The organism is Mesorhizobium australicum WSM2073 (genome assembly GCF_000230995.2).
GTDB lineage: Bacteria > Pseudomonadota > Alphaproteobacteria > Rhizobiales > Rhizobiaceae > Mesorhizobium > Mesorhizobium australicum.
The window spans coordinates 5,116,814-5,140,076 of sequence record NC_019973.1; the positions used below are offsets into that span (position 1 = coordinate 5,116,814).

A 23,263-nucleotide genomic window follows, 5' to 3' on the forward strand; every position below is an offset into this window, starting at 1 on the left:
ATGGTTAGCATTCCCGAACGGCAAACGTCGAAGGCTGCCGGCTGGTCGCGGCGCACGGGCGCCTTTTCAGCGGTGCTTTTGCTGACGAACTTTGTCGGCCATCGCTTTGGCCTCGTCCAAACGCCGGTCTTCCTGTGGGTACTGGGCATTGCTGCCCTGCTGGCGGCGCTGGCGCTGCTGTTTGCCGGCCTGGCCTTTGCGAGGCTGTGGAATTTCGGTGACCGTGGTGGCCGTGATCTCACCGTCGGCGCCTTGCTGGCGCTGCTGGTGCTCACCCCGTACGGCGTTGCCGCCTACTGGGCGACGATCTATCCGTCGCTGCGGGACATTTCGACCGATTTCGATGAACCGCCCGCGCTCGATGTCAGCGACCGGACCAAGGACATGAACGCAGTGTCCCCGTCGACGCCGGGTGAGCAGACGTTGCAGACGGACAGCTATCCATTGGTCACCGCACGCAGCTACGACCTGCCGTTCGAGACCGTCGTCAATGCCGTTGAAACCGTGCTCGACCGGCGCGGCTGGGACCTTTCGGAGCCTTATCCCGAACTCGCCGGACAGACGGAGGTGACAATCACCGCCGTCGCCTCGAGTTTCGTTCTTGGCCTTCCCGCCGACGTCGCCATTCGCGTCACGGATGACGGCGACACGGTCATCGTCGACATGCGCTCCGCCTCGCGTTACGGCCGCCATGACCTTGGCGACAATGCCGCGCGCATCACTGAATTCCTCACGGAGCTCGATCAGGAAGTCGCCGGCCAGATCGGCGCGGCGCCGGCACAATAGCCATTTTTCGAGCAAATCGCGCGCCGCGACGATGATTGGTGAACGGGTGGGCGGCGGCAGGGCTATCGGCCAGGCGTGAAAATGCCATCTATGGCGGGAGCGGCGTCCGTCGCCACCACGCCGCGCGCCACCAGGTCCTCCAGATGGGCAAGCACCGACAGGCCGGCGGCGCCGTGCAGCCGGGGATCGGTATCCCTGTAGATCGCCTTGACCATGTCGGGGATTGTCCTGTCGCCGGCCCTGATCCGTTCCAATATGGCTCGTTCGCGCATCTTGCGATGGGTCTTCAGCCCGCGCATGAAAGCGCGCGGCGCCGTCACCGGTCCCCCATGGCCAGGCAGCAGCAGCCGGTCGCCGCGCTCGATCAGGCGGTCCAGCGATGCCATGTAGTCGGCCATTGCCCCGTCCGGCGGCGCGACGATCGAGGTTGCCCAGCCCATGACGTGATCGGCTGAAAACAGGATGCCGGTGCCTTCCAGCGCGAATGCCGCATGGTTGGCGGTATGGCCGGGCGTCAGGACGGTCCGGATCGCCCAGCCGTCGCCGCTGACCAGCTCGCCGTCCGGCAAGGCGATGTCGGGAATGAAAGCGGTGTCGGCGCTGGCGTCGAGCGCGTTGGTTTCGCCAATGTGCAAGGGCCTCGCCGGCCGGTGCGGTCCCTCCGCCAGCACTTGGGCGCCAGTGCGCTCCTTCAACCGGGCCGCCAGCGGAGAATGGTCGCGATGCGTGTGGCTGACGAAAATGTGGCTCACCGGCCGGCCCGCGATCACGTCGAGCAAGGTCTGAAGATGCGCCTCGTCATCGGGCCCCGGATCGATCACCGCCAGCGTATCGTGGCCCACGACGTAGCTGTTGGTGCCATGGAAAGTGAAGGGACTGGGATTAGGGGCCGTGAAGCGTTGCACGTCGGGGGCCACGCTTACACCTTGGCCGTAAGCAGGGTCGAAGCTGATATCGAATTTGAGAGCCATGTCGGCGCTTTGTTCCCGGAACGGCAAAACAGATTGCCGCATAGCACGCAAGCCAATATAGGAAAATGCAAGACCGCGATTTCTGGTTCGCGGCAAGTTTGGATTGGGGAAGACCATGACAACCGCAACGACGACGCGCCCGCTTGTTTTCCTGGCCTTGCCGCAGGAAGGTGCCGCGCGACTGGCAACGCAGTTTTTGCTGGCGATCACCGGGACGCTGCTCTTGACGCTTTCGGCCAAGACCAAGGTGATGCTCGGGCCTGTCGACCTCTCGATGCAGACGCTCGCCGTCCTGCTGATCGCCGCCGCCTTCGGCATGCGGCTGGGCGTCGCCACCCTGCTGCTCTACATGGCGGAAGGCGCCATGGGCTTCCCCGTCTTCCAGGGCACGCCGGAAAAAGGCATCGGCATTGCCTATATGCTCGGCTCGACCGGCGGCTATCTCGCCGGCTTCGTGGTCATGGCGGCGATTGTCGGCTGGGCCGCCGACCGCGGCTGGGACCGTCATCCGATCAAGCTTTTCAACGCCATGCTGGTTGCCGAAGGGGTGATGATGGCGATGGGTTTTGCCTGGCTGGCAATGCTCATCGGTCCGGAAAAATCCTGGCAGTTCGGCGTCGTGCCGTTCATCGTCGGCGATCTCATCAAGGTCGCGCTCGCGGCCAGCCTCGTGCCGGCCGTCTGGTCGCTGCTGAAGCGCTCCTGAAATTTGGGGGTCCCTGCCGCCGATCGAATGGCAGGAGCTTCAAATAGATTCCATCGGCGCAAACTCCTCGTGATCGGACCAACAGCAAAAAGTGCCATAATCCGGCCATCGTCGGTGTTAAGCTTCGTTAACGGGCAAAGGGGTGCGATTGGCGACTGAAAGAGGTTCGCATGGACGCGCTCGACGATAAGGTTCTCGAGAGTACGCTTGCCGAAAGCCTGGCCGATCTGGTGCCGGACGAAAAGACCGTTTCCGAAGACGAGTTCGTCGAAGTTGTCGGCGGCGCGCTCGAAGCGGTCGGCGGCACACTGCTGTTCAAGATGTGCGTCCAGAACGAAGGCGAAGGCCAGCACGTCGCGGCGGCATCCGTCGGCGATGGCGGCAATCGCCAGTTCCTTCTGCTCACCTTGCCAACCGTCGGAGGGGCGCTGAAGGTCGAGACGATCTCGAGAAGCAGCAACCCGGTGGCGGGCATCGCGGCCGCCTATGCCGGGCTGATGGACGCCTTCAAAACCGCTGCCTGATTTTCCGCTGCCACGCCAAGGCCAGTCTTGCGCCACGCACGGGCGCTTGGTGTCTGCTTGTTTGTGACCACGGGCCTTGTTCTATCCGGTCGCCCACCACACCTAAGGTCGGGGCAAGGAGAACCAGCATGGATAAGATCGCCAACCCGGCACCCGGCTTCCAGCGCAATCCCGACAAGATCATTACGATAGAGCCCTATTCCGGCACCGTCACAATCCGCGCTGGCAGTACGGTCATCGCTTCTTCCGCCAAGGCGAAGGTGCTGACGGAGGCCCCCTACCCCGCCGCCTTCTACATTCCGTTCGCCGACATCGATTTCGACAAGCTCAGCCGAACGGATCACGCGACGCACTGCCCCTACAAGGGTGATGCCAGCTATTGGAGCGTGCTGCCGGCGGGCGAAGCGGGCAAGGACGCGATGTGGGCCTATCGGCAGCCCTTCGACGAGATGACCGACATCCGCGACCACGGCGCGTTCTACGCCAGCAAGGTCAGCATCGAGGCCAAGCCGGACTGAACGCTTCGGCTTGAAGACACTCAGGGGCATTGATATTCAGGTGATGCCGGCCCTTAGTCGGTGGTGCCGTGATTACCCGTTCCGTCGGCATCGTCGAGGCGCACGAAGGTCATGCCCTTGTCCTTGAGCGCCAGCAGGCCCTGAACCACGCCCTCGCCGGCGGCATGGGTCGGCTGATTGATGTGGGAGATGATGACATCACCGTCCTTGGCGGCGGCGATGCGCCTGGCCGTTTCCTTGGCGCCGAGCAGCGAGCCACCGTCGCCATTGATCGAGAAGCCGGCAATCTTGAAGCCGAGCTTGCGGATCATCGCAATGGCCGAGGGACTGTATTCGGCTGTTGCGCCACGGAACCATTTCGGCGCCGGTTCGCCGGTCGTGGCCAGAGCCGCGGCCCCCGACTCGACTTCGGCAAGGACTGCTTCCGGGCTGCCGGCGCTGCGTATGCCATAGATCTTCTGTGGCGTGTCGACCGCCGGGATATGCCGGCCACCGTGATTTTCCAGCTCGAACAGGTCGGGATGCGCCCGCATGATCGCGACGGCCTCGGCGTTGCGCTTCAGCCAGATGCCGGTGACGAAAATGGTAGCCGGTATCTTGTTGTCCACCAACGCCGAGAGAATGCGCGTGTCGGTCTTGCCGCCGCAGGCATCGAGCGTGAGTGCAACGCGACCGGTTCCGCTTGCAGCCGGCTTGATGTGCAGCGTGGGTTCGACCAGCGGCGTGGCATGGGCGCTGGATATCAGCGCCACCGACATGGCGATCATGCAGAGATGTTTTTGCGGCAAATGCATCGAACCAAGTTCCCGACCGGCGGTTTCAAGCCGACATCCCAAGACCCGCATGAAGGCGGAAATCGGACGAGGGATAGCAGAAAAACGCCTGGCGCGGCAATTTGACCTCCCACTTGGTCGACGAGCCGTTCAGCGACAGTCTTGCCGTTCCATCGCCCTCAGACAGCGCGTTCATTTTTCAGCTCGGTGCGCGCGAGAATTTCGCGCGCCGCTTCGACAACCGGCTTCACCTCCAGGCGCCAAACGCAGCACGCCTTGCTGGGATCGGTTCGGCGACACAAATCCTTGGCCACGCAGTCACATGGCATTGACGGCCGAAGCGCGATGCTGGGCACGCCGACAGGTCCCCAGCGTGACGGATGCGTCAGGCCGAAAAGGCCGACAACCGGGGTGCCGGCGGCAGCGGCCATATGCATCGGCCCGCTTTCATTGCCCACAAACAGCCGAGCCTGTTCCAGGACGGCCAGTAGGGTCTCGAGCGACAGCGCTCCGACCAGGTCCACCACCGGCGTCGCCGTCTCGGCAACGATCCGCGCGGCGGTTTCACCTTCGCCCGGCCCTCCCACCAGGACGATGCCCAGTCCGGTTTCGGCCGCAATCTGGTCAATCGCCTCGGCAAACCGTTCCGGCTGCCACTGCCGGCCCTTGAAACTCGCGCCTGCGTGGACAGCGACGAAGGCGTTCGGACGGATGTGGTGCGTGCCCAGAAGCGCCAAGGCTTTCGCGGCCTCGAATGGCGGCGGCTGGAGGCTCGGTACCGTCACCCGCAGATCGATGCCGAGCGCTTCAAGAGGGGAGAGATAGCGATAAACAAAATGCTGGCCGCCAAACCCGAATGGTTTGGCAAACACATTGGCGGGCTGCCGCTCCAGCAGCTTCAGCGGCCTTTCCGGGGGATTGTAGCCGACGCGTGTCTTTGCGTTGACCAAGCCGCTGATAAGCCGAGAGGTCTTCGAATCGGTCAGGTCGATCGTCAAATCGAAGCAGAAGCCGCGCAGCGCCTTCACCGTTGCGTAGAGCTCTTTTCCGCGCTCCAGCGGGGTGCCCCGCGCGCGAGCCCGCCTGAACGGAACCACCTCCGAAGCGATGCCATGCGCAATCACGAAGCTCTCCAAGTGCGCTTCGCAGAGGAACACGATCCTGGCACCGGGGAATTCGAGCCGAAGGTTCCTGGCGAGGGTCGAAGCGAGGACGATATCGCCTATGAACTTCGTTTGAATGATCAGGATCGAGCGGAACGGAGCGGGTGAAATCTGCAACATATGTTTCCGGAGACGTTTGGCGATCATCACGAAATTGGTCAGAAACAATGGCGAGATTGCGCGATACCTCTAGCACGTTCGCGTGAGTTTTCATACAAAACCGTAAGCTCGGACCGGTCTATCCACGCCCCGTGGTCGTTGTCTGCACTGCAGCCTGCGCCGCTGCCAGTCTGGCGATCGGCACGCGGTAGGGCGAGCAGGAGACATAGTCGAGCCCGACCTCCTCGCAGAAGCGGATCGACGAGGGATCGCCGCCATGTTCGCCGCAGATGCCGAGCTTGATATCGGGTCGCGTCGCCCTGCCCTTCTGCGCCGCCATGCGCACCAGTTCGCCGACGCCCTCAATGTCGAGCGAAACGAACGGATCCTGCTCGATGATGCCTTTCTGGCGATACGTCTCCAGGAAGGAGGCGGCATCGTCGCGCGAGATGCCGAAGGTGGTCTGGGTGAGGTCGTTGGTGCCGAAGGAGAAGAACCCGGCCGACTCGGCAATGACATGGGCGCGGATCGCCGCGCGGGGAAGCTCAATCATGGTCCCAGTCAGGTAATCGATGTTGACGCCGCTCTCGTCCATGACGCTCTTGGCGACGGCGTCGATGCGTGCCTTCACAAAATCGAGTTCCTTCGCCAGACCGACCAGCGGCACCATGATCTCGGGGACGACCAGCGCGCCGGCTTTCTTGCCGGCCTCGACTGCCGCCTCGAAAATGGCGCGCGCCTGCATCTCGGCAATCTCGGGGTAGGAGACGGCGAGCCGGCAGCCGCGATGGCCTAGCATCGGGTTGAATTCGTGCAGGGCCTCGGTGCGCTGCCTGAGCTTGTCTGCCGACACGTTCATGGCGGCCGCGACTTCGGCGACTTCCGCTTCGGTCTTGGGCAGGAATTCGTGCAGCGGCGGATCGAGCAGGCGGATCGTCACCGGCAGGCCGGCCATGATCTCGAACAGCTCCAGGAAATCCGAGCGCTGCATGGGCAGAAGCTTGGCCAGCGCCGCGCGGCGATCCTTCTCGGTGTCGGCCAGGATCATCTCGCGCATGGCGACGATGCGGGCGCCGTCGAAGAACATGTGCTCGGTGCGGCATAGCCCGATGCCCTCGGCGCCGAAGGAGCGCGCCATGCGGGCATCGAGCGGCGTTTCGGCATTGGTGCGCACCTTCATGCGGCGTACCGCGTCCGCCCATTCCATGATGGCGGCGAAATCGCCGGACAATTCCGGCTGCAGCATCGCCACGGCGCCCTTGAGCACCTGGCCGTTGCCCCCGTCGATGGTGATGATGTCGCCCTTGCGGAAGGTCTGCCCCATCGAGACCAGCGTGCCTGCCTTGTAGTCGACGCGCAGCGAGCCGGCTCCGGACACGCAAGGCTTGCCCATGCCGCGCGCGACGACCGCGGCGTGGCTGGTCATGCCGCCGCGCGTGGTCAGGATGCCTTCGGCCGCATGCATGCCATGGATATCTTCCGGACTGGTCTCGATACGCACCAGGATCGCCTTGCGCCCCTGCGTCTTCAGATCCTCGGCATCGCCGGAAGAAAAGACGATCTCGCCGGTGGCAGCCCCCGGAGACGCCGGCAGCCCGACGCCGATGATGTCTCGTGCGGCCTTCGGGTCGATGGTCGGGTGGAGCAATTGGTCAAGAGAAGCAGGATCGATGCGTGCGACGGCTTCTTGCTTCGTGATCAGGCCGTCCCTTGCCATTTCAACCGCGATCCTGAGCGCCGCCTTGGCGGTCCGCTTGCCGGACCGGGTCTGCAGCATCCACAATTTACCGCGCTCGATGGTGAATTCGAGATCCTGCATGTCGCGGTAGTGCTTTTCCAGGCTGTCGGAGATGGTGACGAAGGACTGGAAGGCATCCGGCATCAGCTTCTGCAGCGAAGGCTTGTCGGAACCGGCCGCGATGCGCGCCGCCTCGGTGATGTTCTGCGGCGTGCGGATGCCGGCGACGACATCCTCGCCCTGCGCATTCACCAGGAACTCTCCATAAAGCATTTTTTCACCGGTCGAGGGGTTGCGGGTGAAGGCAACGCCGGTGGCCGAAGTCTCGCCCATATTGCCAAACACCATGGCCTGGACATTGACCGCCGTGCCCCAGCTTTCCGGGATATCGTGCAGACGCCGGTAGGTGATGGCCCGGTTGTTCATCCAGCTTGAAAACACCGCGCCGATCGCGCCCCAGAGTTGCTCGTGCGGATCCTGCGGGAACGGCCTGCCGAGTTCCTCCTCGACCTTGGCCTTGTAAAGCGCGATGACGCCTTGCCATTCGATCGCCGTCAGTTCGGTATCGAGCTCGTGGCCGAGGCTGGCTTTCTGGTCTTCCAGGATTTCCTCGAACACCTCGTGATCGAGGCCCATGACGACATCGGAATACATCTGGATGAAACGGCGGTAGCTGTCATAGGCAAAGCGCGCATCGCCGGAATCGGCGGCCAGCGCCTCGACTGTCTCGTCGTTCAATCCGAGATTGAGCACGGTGTCCATCATGCCGGGCATCGACGCCCGGGCGCCGGAACGCACCGAAACCAGGAGCAGCTTCGACGGGTCGCCGAACCGGCGGCCAGTCAGCCGGCCGATATGGTCGAGGGCGACTGCGACATCAGCCTCCAATCCCGCCGGGTGGGTGCGACCGTTGGCATAATAGGCATTGCAGACCTCGGTGGTGATCGTAAAGCCCGGCGGTACTGGCAGCCCCAGGCTGCACATCTCGGCCAGGTTGGCGCCCTTTCCGCCCAGCAGATTCTTGTCGCTGGCACGGCCTTCCGCCGCACCATCGCCAAAGGTGAAAACCCATTTGGTCATGCTTGCTCTCCGGTTGCAGGAGATTGGAAAGATTGGCGAAACGCAAAGTTCCATCCGTGCCCGACTTTGGAGCGATATGATGCTGCAGTGCGAAAGGCAAGGCGTCGGCAAGCCGTTCGGCCGCTACAATCGATTAAGAAAAAACTCCGCCTGGGCCTGTGGCAAAAAGACTTGCCACCTCACGGCTCGACGTCTAGAACATAAAGGGAACAAGAGGTGCGCCATGAAACAGCCTGGAAAACTGGACTATCTGGAAATGCCGGCGACCGGCGGCACGCTGGATCGGTTGAAGGCCTTCTACAGCGCCGCCTTCGCTTGGTCTTTCACAGATTATGGGCCGACCTATTCGGCCTTCGCCGAGGGCCTGGATGGCGGCTTTCAGGCCGATGCCGCGGAAGCACCGGCCAAGCCGTTGCCCGTGCTTTACAGCGACAATCTGGAGGAAACCCTTCGCGCCGTCGAAAGCGCCGGCGGAACGATCGTCAGGCGGATATTCTCATTCCCCGGCGGCCGACGCTTCCACTTCGTCGATCCAGCCGGCAACGAGTTGGCTGTGTGGTCCCACTAGTCCGCTTGTGGATCACCTAGCGCCGATTGCACCGCTGGTCAGCCGAGCGTCTTCGCGGTCATTCATAAGCATTGTGCTTTTCGGCTGCTCTGCTAATAACGCGCCGCACAGCGACTCTGACGGCTATTGGGGCGTCGCCAAGTGGTAAGGCATCGGTTTTTGGTACCGACATTCCCAGGTTCGAATCCTGGCGCCCCAGCCAAGCGCAGACGGTCCATTCGAGACCGAAGCGCGCACCGAATAAGCCCTGATCCAAACACTCTGCAGCCTAGACTTAACCAAGAAGTGTCACGCTCGGCAGTGCGTCAGCGATCTCGCAAACCACAGCGGATGAAAGCGCGACCAGAACATGTCGTCAATCTGGGTGGGCCGGACCAAATCCTTCTGCACCCGAGCTGTTGAACGCGCCTTATTGCCTCCGCGAGAGCAACTTTGTTTGCGGACATGCGTACTCATCGGCATATGCCAGAACAGGCTTGCTGTTGCCCATCTTCAATATCTTGTCTCGGGGCTTCAAGTTTCGATACCGGCATTTGATCCCGCCGGCGTCCCAAATGTGTGCTATTTTTGCTACATTTTTTGACCGTCTGCCTAAATTCTATGATTTAGTCACAGCTTAATAATGAAACGCGCACGTTAATTTGCAAGATAGTGGCAAGGTCAGGCGCCAAGCCCGGCTGGGGCGCTCTTAAAAAGCGCGGGGAAACGTGGGTGGGAAAATGAAGACGACAGGTCTGTCGACCAAGGTCATGGGCGTTGGTCTCTTGATGACGGCTACCATGCTGAGCTGCTGGGGCGCGCATGCGCTGACACTCAAGGAAGCCATGGCGGTCGCGGTGGAATCCAACCCGGAAATCGGCCAGGCCATCGAAAACCGCGAGGCCATCGAGTTCGAACTGCGGCAAGCAAAAGGGCTCTATCTTCCAAGCGTCGACCTGGAGGCATCCGCTGGTGCTCGCCGCCTGGACAACTCCTCCCGCCGCGCGCTCTCCATCGAGCACGATGCGCTTTATCCCGCGGAGACCGATCTGACGGTTTCGCAAACGCTTTATGATAGTGGCGCAAGGCGAGCCGAACTCAACCGTCAAGCCTCGCGAGTGGATGGCGCCTCATTCCGCGTGCTGGAGCGATCTGAGTTCATCGGGCTGTCTGTCGTCCAGGATTACCTGGAATACATGCTTCAGGCCTCGATCGTGGCCGAGGCAAAGAAGAATCTGGGCTTTCACCAAGCGATTCTCCACGACATCAGGGAAGGCATAGCAGGCGGCGGATTGAACGAAGCCGACCGGCAACAGGCCGAGGAGCGCTTGTTTGCGGCCAAGGCCCGCATGCAGGAGGCTTCCGAGGAACTCGAGGCCTCGAGAATACGCTTCTTCAAGACCGTCGGGAAACCGCTGACCAATGCATCGCGGCCAGGCGACGTTTCCTCTGCACTGCCAAGGTCCCTGGACGACGCGCTGGGCATTGCGCGGGAGAACAACCCGCGCGTCCACATGGCCAATAGCGATATCGCCGCCGCGGGCTCGCAGGTTGACGCCGCTCGGGCGAAATACGGCCCGTCGGTCGTCGCCGAAGGCGTTGCCCGGGCCGGATACGACATTGACGGCGACAATGGAGACACGTCCGATCTGCAGGCACGGGTGGTGCTGCGGTGGAACCTGTATCGGGGCGGCATCGACAAAGCGAATGAGCAGGAGCAGATCCGCCGCGCCAGCGAACAGCGGCTTGGGCTGCATCAGGTTCTGCGGGAGATCGAAGAAGCCGTTCGCACGTCGTGGGATCGCCGCTTCCGGCAAGCCGACCTGGCAAAGACCCTGAAGCTGCAAGCCGCTTCCAACGAGAAGCTGGTTGCCTCTTATCGCGAGCAGTTCAAGGTCGGACAGCGCTCGCTGCTCGATGTGCTGGATGCGCAGAATACGCGGTTCAACACAGCAACGCTGGCGGACACCGCGTCCTACGCATCCCTCTTTGCCCAATACCGACTTCTGGCGGCAACCGGGCAGTTGCTGAAAACGATGGACATCCAGCCGCCGAAGCAGGCCGCGGCCTACGCCAAGGATGAATTCGCGGTTCCGGAGATCCCAGACACCGAAACCTATGCACGGACCCCGTCGGAACAGAAGAACGACCTGCCCTTCGATATCCTCGCCCCTGTCAGGAAGAAGTGAGCCGTAAGGGGTGTTGAGGGTTCTGGCGGGCGGGTCGTGAATCAGCAGCCACATATTCTGTCGCCCAAGGAGGCGTTCAAGGCCTGCTTTTCGGCGGTGGCTGCCTATCTCGGCAGGCCGAGCGCCGAAACCGTGCTGTTTGCCGGAGTGCCGATTTCGGACACGCGCATCGAGGTCACCGAGATCCGGCATCTTGCCGAGCGCATCGGTCTCGAGACCCAGGAATTCAACCATCGCGACTTCCTGCGCGGTCGCGTCGATCTTCCGGCAATTCTCTTCCGTGTCAGTCAGTTGCCGATCGCCTTGCTGGCGGAAACCGACGGCGACGGGTATCTCACGGCCCCGCAGGAAGACGGGCGCACGACTGTCGGCAAATCCGAGCTGGCCGCAAGTTACATCAGTGGCGGCGTATCCTTCTCGATCACCTATGCCAACGCCACCGAGGGCATGAAGGTCGGGTCGGCGCAGCAGATCGAGCGGCGCCATTGGCTGACGGGGACGATGGGCGCTTTCTGGCGCACCTATTCCAAGGTCGTGCTGTCGGCGATCTTCATCAATCTTTTGGCCATCGCCTCGCCGATCTTCACCATGAATGTCTATGACCGCATATTGCCGAACAAGGCGATATCGACGCTTTGGGTGCTGGCGATCGGCATCGGCGCCGTCATTCTCTTCGATCTGCTTTTGAAAACGGCCCGAGCCTCGCTCATCGACTATGCCGGGCGCAAGGCGGACTTGCGGATATCGTATCTGCTGTTCGAGAAGGTGCTGAATTCATCCCTGTCCGCGCGCCCGGGCTCGACAGGCGAATATGCCAACCGCGTCACCCAATATGAGTTCGTCAGGGAATTTTTCACCTCCAACACGATCAGCGTGTTCATCGATACGGCTTTCGTCTTCATCTTCCTGCTCGTCATCTACGCGATCGGCGGCTGGCTGGTCGTCATCCCGGCCCTCGCATTTGTGGCGTCGGTGGTCGTTGGCCTCGTCACGCAACGCCGCATCGGCAAACGGGTCGCAGCCTCCATGAATGAAGCCTCCCAGCGCCAGGCTCTGCTGGTCGAGTCCATCTCCACGCTGGAAACGATCAAGTCGCTGCGCGCCGAAGCCTATTTACTGAGGAAGTGGGGCGAGCATTCGAAGAATGCGGCCAACACTTCCGAGAAGATCAAGCAGCTCTCGGCGGCGGCCGGCAACATCACCCAGGCCATCCAGCAGCTTGTGACGGTCGCCCTGGTCGTGGCTGGAGCCTACGCCTTTTCGGAAGGGCATGTTTCGACAGGAGCCATCATTGGAACGGTGATGCTGGCGAGCCGGGCCGTGGCTCCGCTCGGCCAGATCGCGATCACCCTATCGAGATTTCGCCAGGCCATGCTCTCCTTGAGAATGGTGAATTCCATCATGGCCCAGCCGGAGGACCGGCCGGATACGGTGGGCTTCGTCAATCGTCCGATTCGCAATGGCGCGATGACGTTCAAGAATGTCGGCTTCGTCTACCCCGGATCGGAAAACGAGGTTCTGTCCGGCCTCAACTTTTCGGTGAGGCCGGGAGAGCGCATCGGCATCATCGGCCGCATCGGATCGGGCAAGACGACGATGGGACGCCTGATCGGCAGGCTTTTTCTGCCAAGCTCCGGCGAATTGCTGCTGGATGGCATCGACATCCGCCAGTATCACCCGTCAGAGGTGCGCGCCGCCGTCGGCATCGTCGCGCAAGCCGGCGATCTGTTTTCGGGCACCATCAAGGAGAACCTGCTGATGGCATCTCCGGAGGCGACCGACGAGCAAATCATCGAAGCCGCGAAAGCCGCCGGCGTCGACGAGTTCGTGTCTCGCCACCCGCGTGGCTACGACATGAATGTCGGTGAGCGGGGCACCAATCTTTCCGGCGGGCAGAGACAGACGGTGGCGATCGCCCGGCTGCTTTTGACCAAGCCGAAGATCGTCTTTCTGGATGAACCGTCCGGCTCGATGGATCTGGCGTCGGAACGGCAACTGATAAAGCAACTCAAGACCGCTTTCGACCACAACACGACGCTGATCGTCTCGACGCATCGCTTCAGCATGCTCGAATTGGCTGATCGCCTCATTGTTATCGAACAAGGAAAGATAGTTGCCGACGGGCCAAAAGAACAAGTCATTCAGGCGCTGCAGAGAACGAATTCCTGAATGAACAAATTATATCGGGCTGAAACCGATATGATAACGGGGCGTGGGAAATGCTTGCCAGGGAAGACCGCCCGCCGCTTTTCGCGACGGCGTCCATATTCATCATAGGGGCGCTCTTCGCCGCCTTTGTCGCTTGGTCGTCCTTCGCCGAGGTCGACGAGATCGCGCGTGGCGACGGCAAGGTCATACCGGCCTCCAAGACCCAGGTCATTCAAGCCAGCGAGCCGGGCGTCGTTCAGGAAATCGCCGTGAAGGTGGGGCAGGTCGTCAGGAAAAACGACCTTATTATCCGTCTCGACAATACTTTGAACACATCCAGCCTCGGCGAACAGCAAGCCAAGGCGCGGGCCCTGCAAACACGCATCGCCAGGCTCAAATACGAACAGAGCGGCAGCATCACCGGATCGTTTCCCTGTCCGCAGGACATCCAATCCGTGGCGCCGGAAATCTGTGACAACGAACAAAATCTCCTCGTTGCCCGGCGCGAAAACTTCGACAACAAGCTGTCGGTGCTCAAGTCGCGACTCGACCAGCGCGAAAAAGAACTGGACGAGGCGAACGCCAATCTCGACCGCCTGACAAAAAACCTGGCTGTGAGCGACCAGCAGGCGAAGCTGGTCGAGGCGATGGTCAAGAAAGGTCTGATGGCAAGGACCGAGCAGCTCAAGGTCGAGCAGGAACAGACCGAACTCAACGGCCAATTGAACCTGGCCGGCGAGACGATAAAGAAGGGCAAGTCGGCGATCACCGAGGCGCAGCTCCAGGTCGAGGAACTCGGGCTGCAGTTGAAGCAGGAAGCGCTCGATGACCTGACGCAGGCCTTGGCCGATCTTTCAGTGGTGGACGAAACCATTCGCGGCGCGACCGACAAGGTCGCGCGAACGGATATCCGCTCGCCGGTGGACGGCATCGTCAACACTATGGAACTGAACACCGTCGGCGCCTTCGTCCAGCCGGGTACTGTCGTGGCCGGCATCGTGCCCACTTCCGAGACATTGCTGGTCGAAGCACGTGTTTCGCCCCGCGATGTCGCGTTTATCCGCCCAGATCAGGATGCCTTGATCAAAGTCACGGCTTACGATTTCTCGATCTTTGGCGGCATCGAGGGCAAGGTTTCAAACATAACCGCCGACAGCCTGGTCGATCAGAAGACGGGCGAGCCCTACTATCAGGTGCGTGTTTCAACCGATAGATCGACGCTGGAGCGAGACGGAAAGGCATATTCGATCATCCCCGGCATGATCTGTTCCGTGGATATCAAGACCGGTCGCAAGACGATCCTGAGCTACCTGCTGAAGCCGATCAACAAAGCCCGCCAGGAGGCAATGAGTGAGCGCTAGCGCCACCTCTCCCGTGACCCCGAGCGACCGCTTGCTTCTGCCACTCCCGACAGAAGACTTCGAACTTGAGTTCCGCGTCGTGGCGCGCGGCGGTATCCGGCGCGGCATTCGGCTGGAACGGGCTTTCTGGGTTTCGCTGAAACAGATGGCTGAGAGCCGCAAATGCACGATCGGCATGCTGGTCGACGAGATCGCCGAAGGTCACGCGGAGAAAGGAAACTTGACCTCGGCAATCCGGGTGGCCTGCATACGCGAGTTGGGGCGCGAGAACCTGAATTTGCGCAGGCTTGCATCGATCAGGACGATAAACGCCATTCTGCTTGCCTGCCCGTCGCCGGCCTTCGCCTTGGCCTCGACGAAGAAGATCGTGACCTTCAATGCGCCGTTCCAGCAATTGGTCAAACGACAATTGCCGGCGGCATTCGACGAAGACACGCGCCAGGACCTGAAGCTGGCGCTGGATCTCAACGTAGCCGATATATTCGCCCGCCTCGACACCAATGGCGATGTTGCCGTTGCGAGCGGATTTGTGATTGGAGCCGGCGAACGCCGTTACCGGGGCCAATTGAACGTGGTGCGGGCGCCGGTGCTGGACCTGGAATTGCTGATGGCTTTCGTCTTCAACGGCTAGCGCCGTTCATCGTTTCACGCAAACGCCGAACCGCCCTATCTGCTGACGCGATTCCGCCGGAAAACCAACAATAGACTTTTCCAGGAATTGTTCCGCCATTCAACCAGGACAAGAAAGCCGGCGCGCGGGCCCTTACTTGACTTCCGCCTGGAGGCCTTCGCCAGGGGCGACGGTTGCGAAACCGCCCTTGACATCGGCCATCTGGGCGTCCCCCGACTTGGACCCGTGGATCCACGCCCGGTCGGTGCTGAACGAGTACAGTGGCTGATAATTCGGAAGGGCGCTGTCCTTGAGCACCGTATCGTTGAGACTGTCGAGAATATAAGCGCCGCTTGCGGTGCTGACCGAAAGCACGGCGTGGAAGAAGCCCCGCTTGCGGTCCTGGAGAACGACGAGCGACATGCTGCGTGCCGGAATGCCGGCCCTCAGCAACGCGGTCATCTTGAGAATGGCGAAGTCCTCGCAGTCGCCGGCACGATTGGCGAGGATCTCCGAAGGCTTCGCCCAGTAATCAAGCTTGCCGTAAACGACGCTGTCCTTCTTATAGGCGATCAGGTGGTTGATGCCGCTGTCGATGAACGACAGTTTTTCGACGAACCCCTTGCCTTGGGCGCCCGAGACCATGGCCGCGAAGGCCGGGCTCTCGTGATCACAGGGGCTGCCCGCGGTGCAAGCGGTTATGGCTCGGTAGACCGGTGCCCAACGCGCCGAAACGGGAAAATTGCGCATGGACAGCGCAACCGACCCGAAAACGCCCGGAATGATCGACGCCGTCTGCATCGGGTCGATACCCCTGCCCTCTTGCGCCATCGAGGCGCTGGACCCGTCCTGAACGGAAACGGGACCATATCCGTTCAGGACAAGGCTGATCCGGTAGGGGGTGGCCGGCTGCCAGGGCTGGTATCTCTGCAGCGAAATGCCGCCGAGGCCAAGCGGCGCCTGGACCGCTCCAAGCAGTGCTGTTTCGGGCATGAAATTCCTGATGACGGGTCCGGCAAGGGCTGGCTGCGCCGAGCCGGCTATCCCCACCGCCAGCAGAAGCAGCTTGAGCTTGCACTTCCCCGGAGCATTCTTTTGTTTTTTCATGACGCCCACCTTTGACTGTGGACGCTACCAATTTTGTCTCAAATTACTGGAAAGGAAGATGGATAAGTTTCCTACGAATTCACTTTGCTGATTTTAGTAAAATTTTACATGTATTTATACTTATATTTACCAAGTTTTCCGCGCCGCCGATGGCGAAGCGCTATGCCTTCCAGACAACATATAACTGATTATATGTTCACAGTTTACCAAGCGTAAAAAAAGTCATCGAAGGCATATCCAAATATATAGAATGGATTGACGGACCGTTGCAAAGTCAAGCTGCCGCCTGTCTCTATCCGGGAAATACCGGAGGGGTTTAAGCTATGGCGAACAGTATTGAACTGGACAATCTTTCGAACTCGTGGGACGAGCATTCCGTCTCCAGCGATCATCACGACCTGACAGCGCCGACCCAGGTGGTGGCGCAAGCCGCGCCCGCCGAGCAAGCGGCGGCACCGGTCCAAACAGCGCCGGCCGCGGCCGAGCCTGTGCCGGTCGATGTCGGTGGCGGCGCGCCAGCGGCAGCACCGCCAGCGGCAAACGCCCCGCACGAATACGTCGCGGACGCAAGCAACGTCGTCAAACTTCCCGCCAATGTCTCGATCGACAACATCAAGGTCGACGGCCACAACCTCGTGCTCGAGCAGGCGGACGGCTCGGTCATCGTCATCAAGGACGGTGCCCTGCATGTGCCGACCTTCATCATCGGCGACGTCGAAGTGCCGCGCGTGGCCTTGATCGCAGCGCTGGAAGCGAGCCATGTCGATGTCGCCTTTGGCGCGGACGGCTCGATATCGGCCGGTGGCAGCACGACCTCGAGCGCCGGCGGGAATTTCGAACAGCCTGCCGGCGGGATCGGCGACGGCTTCGGCCTGTCGGCGCTCCTGCCGCCGACGGCTTTGCAGTTTGGGCAGCTCGAGCGGCATGAGCTGTTTCCCTCTTTGGTCGACAGAGGCGTCTCCGTCGTGGCCATGTCGCTGACCAACCCTGATCAGGCGGCCAGCGAAACCGGACTCGATGGCGGCGCGCAACAATCGCCGGGCAGCGAGGCACCGACCAACTCCGAAACTTCCAGCGTCGGGACGATCAGCATCGACGCACCCGATGGCATCGGCTCGATCGTCATCAACGGCACCACCGTGACCGGCGTCGGCCAGCAAATTTCAGGGCAGTTCGGCTACATCACGATCCTGTCGTTCGATCCTGGCACGGGTGCCATCCAGTATGACTACACTGTCACCCAGTCGGTGACGCATCCCGTTAACACGACCGGATACGACGCCAACGATACGGTTCCGGACAATTTCAGCATCACCGTCACGGATGTCGACGGCGATACGGCGAGCACGACCTTCACCGTTGCCATCATCGACGACGTGCCGACGGCGGTTGCCGACACCGACAGTATCGCAGCCGGCCAGTTCGGCCCCGCGACGGGCAATGTGCTGGCTGGCGGCACGGATGCGGGCGACGCCAACACGACGGACGGCGTTGCCGACATCCAGGGCGCCGACGGCGCGACGGTGGTGGGCGTTGCCAAGGGGACGACGAATGTCGCTCTGGACAATACGACCACACTCAACAGCCCGATCCAAGGTGAATATGGCAAGCTGACGCTGCACGGCGACGGCAGCTATACCTATGTGCGCGATGCGGGCACACCCGGAGGCGTCAACGACGTCTTCACCTACACGATCAAGGATGGCGATGGCGACACCTCGCACACCACGCTGACGATCTCGATCGGCAACTCGACGCCTGTAGTCGCCAACCTGACGCCGGAAGCCAATGGCGGCGACGTCATCGTCAACGAAGCGGCTTTGAATGTCGGCACGCCTGGTGGCCCCGGGTCCGATCCGGCAAGCACGGCCGAGACCGGCCCCGGCACCTTCACCATTTCCTCGCCCGACGGCATCCACGATCTGTCGATCGATGGCCACGCTTTCATCACCGACGGTGTGTTCACCGCCAGCTCGTTCACGACGACGCTAGGCAACACGCTGACGGTGACGGCCTACAATGCCGGCACCGGCGAGGTGAGCTATACCTACACGCTCAACGACAACGAGACACATACCTCTGTCCAGGGCACCAACAGCCTGTTCGAGAACTTCACTGTCACGCTGACCGACCAGGATCTCCAGAGCACCAATGGCACGCTCACCGTCAACATCGTCGATGACGTGCCGACGGCCCATGACGAGGCTTCGCAAGCGGTTGTGGAAGGTGCCCCGGTGGTGACGGGGACACTGGACTTCGTGGCCGGCGCGGACGGCGCGACAGTGACGCATGTCAACGGTACGCTGCTGACCTTCGATCCCGGCACGGGCTATTCGCAGTCGATCGACATCGGCGCCGGCACCATCCAGGTGAAGGCCGACGGGGCCTACTCGTTCACGGCCGATGCCTCGGTCGACAACAGCGGCGGTGCCGTGGCGGTCAACGCGACCTACACGGTGACGGACGGCGATCACGACACTTCGACGGCCAACATCGCCTTCACGATCACGGATGGCGCGGGCCCGACCGCGGGCGCTCCAATCACGCTGGCGCTCGACGACCAGAACCTGAGTGACGGCTCGACGCCACTCGGTCCGGACTCTGCCTCTAACTCGATCACCTTCACGCCGGGCTCGGACGCGATCACCTCGGTCGTCTTCGGCACAGACCTGGGCGGCCTGAACACCGCGAACCTGACCTGGACCCGGGTGTCGGACACCCAGGTCGTGGGCAAGGACGGCGCCGTGACCGTGGTGACGCTGGATCTCTCGGTCGCTAACAATGTGGCGACGGTGACGGCGACGCTGAACGACAATTACGACGCGCATCCCGGCATCAATCTCGACGACCTGGTCGATCTGGGCCATGTCGGCGTGGTTGCCACCGATACCGACGGCACTCAGGCGACCGGCACCGTCAACGTGACGGTGTCCGACGACGTGCCGACGGCGCATGACGAAGCCTCGCAGAATGTTGCCGAGGGTGCGACGATCACTGGCACGCTGGACTTCGTGGCCGGCGCCGATGGCGCCACGGTGACGCACATCGGCTCTACTGTGCTGGTCTTCGGCAACGACGGCTACTCGCAGGCGATCGATATCGGCGATGGCTCGATCAAGGTCATGGCTGACGGCCACTACTCCTTCACCGCCGACAGTTCGGTTCTCGGCACCGGTGCGGCTTCGGCGACCTACACGGTGACTGACGGCGACGGCGACACTGCAACGGCCGGTATCACCTTTGCGGTGACCGACGCCAATACGCCGACAAGCGGCACGGCTACGGCTGCGGTTGACGATGACGGGCTTGCTGGCGGCAATCCGGCTAGCACCTTGGGCGATATCGACGCCAATCTCGGCGAGGTTCCGTTCAGTGCCAGCGAAAAGACCTATAACGGAGCGCTCGGCGGCAGCGTCGGTGGCGACGGCGCCGGCGCCAACGGCTTCTCGTTCGCAACGTTGGATGGCACCAATGGCACGGTCGGCCAGGAGAACGTGACCTACAGCTGGGACGCCGGCAGTGACACACTGACCGCGACAGGCCCTCGTGGCGTCCTGTTCACGGTGCATGTGACCGACCCGGCAACTGGCGCCTACACGGTGACGCTGGTCGACAACGTGCTTCAGGCCCAAGGCCCGAACGATGAGAACAATGCGACCGTCGATCTCGACTATGTGATCACCGATGCGGACGGCTCGACGGCACCGGGCACGCTGACCATTACCTTCAATGACGACGGCCCTTCCGTGACGGTCGGGACGGTTGCGGATAGCGCCCTGACATTGGTGACGCAGGACGCCGATACGATCGGCAACAATACCGACACGGCGAGCGCAAGCTTCGCGGCCGCCTTCCTTGGGGCGGTGACGCCGAGCTATGGCGCGGATGGCGCCGGTTCGACGGTGATCAGCGGCTACACGCTGTCGGTGACAGCTCCCGGCGAGAATTCGGGCCTGACCAGCCAGGGTGAGGCAATCACGCTGTCCAAGGTGGGCAACGACATCGTCGGCACGACGGCCACGCATGGCGATGTCTTCATGATCTCCGTCAATGCGGCCGGCACGGTGACGCTGACGCAGTATCAGCAGATCGACCACCTGCCCGAGAGCCTCGACACCACCAACAACAACGCCCACATCGACCTTGCCAATGGCCTGGTGACGCTGTCGGCGACGGCGACGGTGACGGATGGCGACAACGACCAGGCGACCTCGACGGTGAGCGCCGACCTGGGCGGCAATCTCGGCTTCGACGATGCCTTGCCGACGCTGTCGGTTGCGGCGATCGGCGATGCGATCAAGGTTGTGACGCAGGACGCCGATACGATCGGCAACAATACCGACACGGCGAGCGCAAGCTTCGCGGCCGCCTTCCTTGGGGCGGTGACGCCGAGCTATGGCGCGGATGGCGCCGGTTCGACGGTGATCAGCGGCTACACGCTGTCGGTGACAGCTCCCGGCGAGAATTCGGGCCTGACCAGCCAGGGTGAGGCAATCACGCTGTCCAAGGTGGGCAACGACATCGTCGGCACGACGGCCACGCATGGCGATGTCTTCATGATCTCCGTCAATGCGGCCGGCACGGTGACGCTGACGCAGTATCAGCAGATCGACCACCTGCCCGAGAGCCTCGACACCACCAACAACAACGCCCACATCGACCTTGCCAATGGCCTGGTGACGCTGTCGGCGACGGCGACGGTGACGGATGGCGACAACGACCAGGCGACCTCGACGGTGAGCGCCGACCTGGGCGGCAACCTCGGCTTCGACGATGCCTTGCCGACGGCAATATCTCCGGCCTCCGCAGTTGTGGCAAACGGAGCAGGAGCGGCCGTCTCGTTCGACCTCGATATCGACGGGATACTTACCAACAACTACGGCGCTGATGGCGGAACAGTCATCTTCCCGACGTCGCTCGAAGGCACGGCAAGCGGACTGACCTCAAACGGCGTTTCGATCGTGTACGACGTCTCAGCCGACGGCCACACGCTCACGGGTCTGGCCGGCGCCACATCCGTGTTTGTCATTACGCTCAACCCGGCGACCGCTTCCTACTCCGTCGAGATGAACGGAACTGTGGACAGCATAACCACTGTGGATTTCAACGGAGGTGGCTATGATTTCGTTGGCGGCAACGGGGCTTGGGCAGGCTTCAATACGGCGGCCAATGACGACAGCAAGGATCTGCTGCTTACGCCCATAGAAAGCGGAGTCAGCTCTGGAACTTTGAACACTAACGCCAATGAGGGCGGCGTCAGCGGTGGCAATTCGGTTGGGTCAGGTGAGAAAATGCGCCTTGACTTCGTCGTAGATTTGACCGGCAACCCTCCGAACGGCAGCTACTCGTCGCCCTCGACCCATCTCTTCGAAGGACATTATACTACGAACGGCGCGTCGGCGAAGTTCACCGGTATCTCATCTCAGTCCGCGGCTCGCTTCGCCGCCTTCGACGATCCGGATGGGAACGTAAAGGTTGGCGACGGCGTCCAGGATTCTGTTACCGCGGTCGCATTGAGCTACAACGGCGAGACCAAGCTGGTGACGTTCGCCGAGATCAGCACCACAACGACGAACGTCACGGTTGGCGGTCACGTATTTACAGTGCATTTCGTCGACGGTGCCGCTCCTGGAACTCAATACGAGGCCGTGGTCGGATCCATCCTGCAGAACACCTCAATAGCCACCTACACGGCCAATGGGTATAACAGTCTCGAGATTGGTTACGAGTCGGGTGACACGTTCAAACTCGGAGATTTTGGCGCGGCAGCTTCGACAAACAGTCCGGTGAGCTTCGATCTTCCCGTCAGTGTTGTCGATGGCGATAACGACACAGCTGCGGGCACCATCGGTATCACTTTGAGCCCGACGGGACAAACCATCCAGAATCACTCGTCAGATCTGGCCGGTGACTCCCATTTGTATACTTCGACGCTGGCGGCGCCTCATATCATCGGGTCGGACTTCAACGACACGCTGAATGGCGACAGCGGCAACAACGTGCTCTATGGCGGCGCCGGCAACGATACGATCAACGGCAACGCCGGCAACGACCTTCTCATCGGCGGCGCCGGCCAGGACACCATGACCGGCGGCACGGGCGCCGACACATTCAAGCTCGACGGGTTGGACATCAAGGACCTCATCGCCGACTACAGTGGTGCACAAGGCGACAAGATCGACCTGTCATCCCTGTTTGAAACAGGTCCAGGGGCAAATATCGGGGACTTCGTGAAATACGACTCGGCATCACACACGCTCAGCGTCGACGCCAATGGTACAACCGGTGGCGCCAATTTCGTCGACGTCGCCGTCTTGCAGAACGCACCTGTCGCCGGCACCATCAGTCTGATTTACGACGACACGGCTCACACACAGCACACGGCCACGATTTAGCACTTATGCGCGGCCGTTCTCTCATGCTACATATTAGCGAAACATAATACCGCAGTTTGGAGAGGGACTTAAATGAAGCGTTGTTCAAAATTACTGATTTCGGCCACGGCGCTGCTGTTGGCGGGATCGACCGGCTTTGCCGCCGACATCATCGAGGGACCCGTGGCCGACTATTGCCGCACCGTTGGAACCTCCAACCTCGTGCTGACCGACAACACGGTCGACCTCACGAAACAGGTCGTCAAGCTGATGGACGAGTCGGTCGCCGTCGCCAACAGCCCGGAATGGATCCATTCATCCCGGCCGGTCTTCGTCTGGGCATCGGAAGCCAAGGTCGCCTGCGGCATGGCTTACGGCTACCTGAAGACCAACTACAAGGACGAAGACACGCTCAATAAATGCGAGTGTTTTCACGACCGCATGGTCGAGTACATGAACTGACCGCAAGAGCGAAAGCGCTGGCAGAAAATGGAATCTGACCGGCAGGTTCACCGCCTGCGGACATGGGTGGTCGCTTGCGCGCTGGCGCTATCGCTGCTCGGCTGCCA

General features: G+C 61.6%; 16 protein-coding genes and 1 tRNA gene. 12 read left to right on the top strand and 5 right to left on the bottom strand.

All coding sequences use genetic code 11. The features are described 5' to 3' along the window. Nucleotides 1–786 carry a DUF1499 domain-containing protein gene (locus tag MESAU_RS24675; protein ID WP_015318745.1) on the top strand — a complete coding sequence of 262 codons (786 nt, stop codon included), beginning with the start codon at nucleotides 1–3 and terminating at the stop codon, nucleotides 784–786. A gap of 62 nt (nucleotides 787–848) precedes the next feature. Here the strand turns inward: MESAU_RS24675 and MESAU_RS24680 are convergent, their stop codons facing one another. After that, entirely contained in the window at nucleotides 849–1,757 is a 909-nt protein-coding gene (locus MESAU_RS24680; protein WP_015318746.1) for an MBL fold metallo-hydrolase, read from the bottom strand. A gap of 115 nt (nucleotides 1,758–1,872) precedes the next feature. Between MESAU_RS24680 and MESAU_RS24685 the strand changes: the two genes are divergently transcribed. The 3 genes from MESAU_RS24685 (at nucleotide 1,873) to MESAU_RS24695 (ending at nucleotide 3,505) form a co-directional block, all read left to right on the top strand. Next, nucleotides 1,873–2,463, top strand: a complete 591-nt coding sequence (locus tag MESAU_RS24685) for a biotin transporter BioY (RefSeq protein ID WP_015318747.1) — start codon at nucleotides 1,873–1,875, stop codon at nucleotides 2,461–2,463. 170 nt (nucleotides 2,464–2,633) lie between these two features. Further along, complete coding sequence (locus MESAU_RS24690; RefSeq protein ID WP_015318748.1) at nucleotides 2,634–2,987, top strand: hypothetical protein; 354 nt, start codon at nucleotides 2,634–2,636, stop codon at nucleotides 2,985–2,987. A 128-nt stretch (nucleotides 2,988–3,115) separates the two neighbouring features. Continuing rightward, nucleotides 3,116–3,505, top strand: a complete 390-nt coding sequence (locus tag MESAU_RS24695) for a DUF427 domain-containing protein (protein ID WP_015318749.1) — start codon at nucleotides 3,116–3,118, stop codon at nucleotides 3,503–3,505. Between the two features lie 53 nt (nucleotides 3,506–3,558). Here the strand turns inward: MESAU_RS24695 and MESAU_RS24700 are convergent, their stop codons facing one another. From MESAU_RS24700 to ppdK, 3 genes are all read right to left on the bottom strand, one after another. Then, a complete protein-coding gene (locus MESAU_RS24700; RefSeq protein WP_015318750.1) occupies nucleotides 3,559–4,299 on the bottom strand; it encodes a polysaccharide deacetylase family protein in 741 nt (246 codons plus the stop codon). 158 nt (nucleotides 4,300–4,457) lie between these two features. After that, nucleotides 4,458–5,588 (bottom strand): glycosyltransferase family 9 protein, encoded by a 1,131-nt coding sequence (locus MESAU_RS24705; RefSeq protein ID WP_224643876.1) that lies wholly within the window; start codon nucleotides 5,586–5,588, stop codon nucleotides 4,458–4,460. Between the two features lie 91 nt (nucleotides 5,589–5,679). Further along, entirely contained in the window at nucleotides 5,680–8,358 is a 2,679-nt protein-coding gene (ppdK, locus tag MESAU_RS24710) for a pyruvate, phosphate dikinase (protein ID WP_015318753.1), read from the bottom strand. A gap of 223 nt (nucleotides 8,359–8,581) precedes the next feature. Here ppdK and MESAU_RS24715 point away from each other — a divergent pair, with 223 nt between their 5' ends. The 6 genes from MESAU_RS24715 (at nucleotide 8,582) to MESAU_RS24740 (ending at nucleotide 15,234) form a co-directional block, all read left to right on the top strand. Beyond that, complete coding sequence (locus tag MESAU_RS24715; RefSeq protein WP_015318754.1) at nucleotides 8,582–8,926, top strand: VOC family protein; 345 nt, start codon at nucleotides 8,582–8,584, stop codon at nucleotides 8,924–8,926. Between the two features lie 127 nt (nucleotides 8,927–9,053). Beyond that, nucleotides 9,054–9,128: transfer RNA gene (locus MESAU_RS24720), tRNA-Gln, on the top strand. A 517-nt stretch (nucleotides 9,129–9,645) separates the two neighbouring features. Further along, the gene (locus MESAU_RS24725; RefSeq protein WP_015318755.1) at nucleotides 9,646–11,094 is read left to right on the top strand and encodes a TolC family protein; all 1,449 of its coding nucleotides are present in this window, start codon (nucleotides 9,646–9,648) and stop codon (nucleotides 11,092–11,094) included. 36 nt (nucleotides 11,095–11,130) lie between these two features. Next, a complete protein-coding gene (locus tag MESAU_RS24730) occupies nucleotides 11,131–13,263 on the top strand; it encodes a type I secretion system permease/ATPase (RefSeq protein ID WP_015318756.1) in 2,133 nt (710 codons plus the stop codon). 50 nt (nucleotides 13,264–13,313) lie between these two features. Then, nucleotides 13,314–14,603 (top strand): HlyD family type I secretion periplasmic adaptor subunit, encoded by a 1,290-nt coding sequence (locus MESAU_RS24735; protein ID WP_015318757.1) that lies wholly within the window; start codon nucleotides 13,314–13,316, stop codon nucleotides 14,601–14,603. After that, nucleotides 14,593–15,234, top strand: a complete 642-nt coding sequence (locus tag MESAU_RS24740; protein ID WP_015318758.1) for a ribbon-helix-helix domain-containing protein — start codon at nucleotides 14,593–14,595, stop codon at nucleotides 15,232–15,234. The genes MESAU_RS24735 and MESAU_RS24740 overlap by 11 nt, the downstream gene beginning before the upstream one ends. Before the next feature lie 132 nt (nucleotides 15,235–15,366). Here MESAU_RS24740 and MESAU_RS24745 read toward each other — a convergent pair whose 3' ends face one another. After that, a complete protein-coding gene (locus MESAU_RS24745) occupies nucleotides 15,367–16,320 on the bottom strand; it encodes a transglutaminase-like cysteine peptidase (RefSeq protein WP_015318759.1) in 954 nt (317 codons plus the stop codon). Nucleotides 16,321–16,643: 323 nt separating this feature from the next. Between MESAU_RS24745 and MESAU_RS31570 the strand changes: the two genes are divergently transcribed. Together MESAU_RS31570 and MESAU_RS24755 are read left to right on the top strand one after the other, a co-directional pair. After that, on the top strand, nucleotides 16,644–22,715 hold the full coding sequence (locus MESAU_RS31570) for a beta strand repeat-containing protein (protein WP_015318760.1): 6,072 nt from the start codon (nucleotides 16,644–16,646) through the stop codon (nucleotides 22,713–22,715). Nucleotides 22,716–22,787: 72 nt separating this feature from the next. Then, complete coding sequence (locus MESAU_RS24755; RefSeq protein WP_015318761.1) at nucleotides 22,788–23,156, top strand: hypothetical protein; 369 nt, start codon at nucleotides 22,788–22,790, stop codon at nucleotides 23,154–23,156. Nucleotides 23,157–23,263 lie beyond the last annotated feature (107 nt).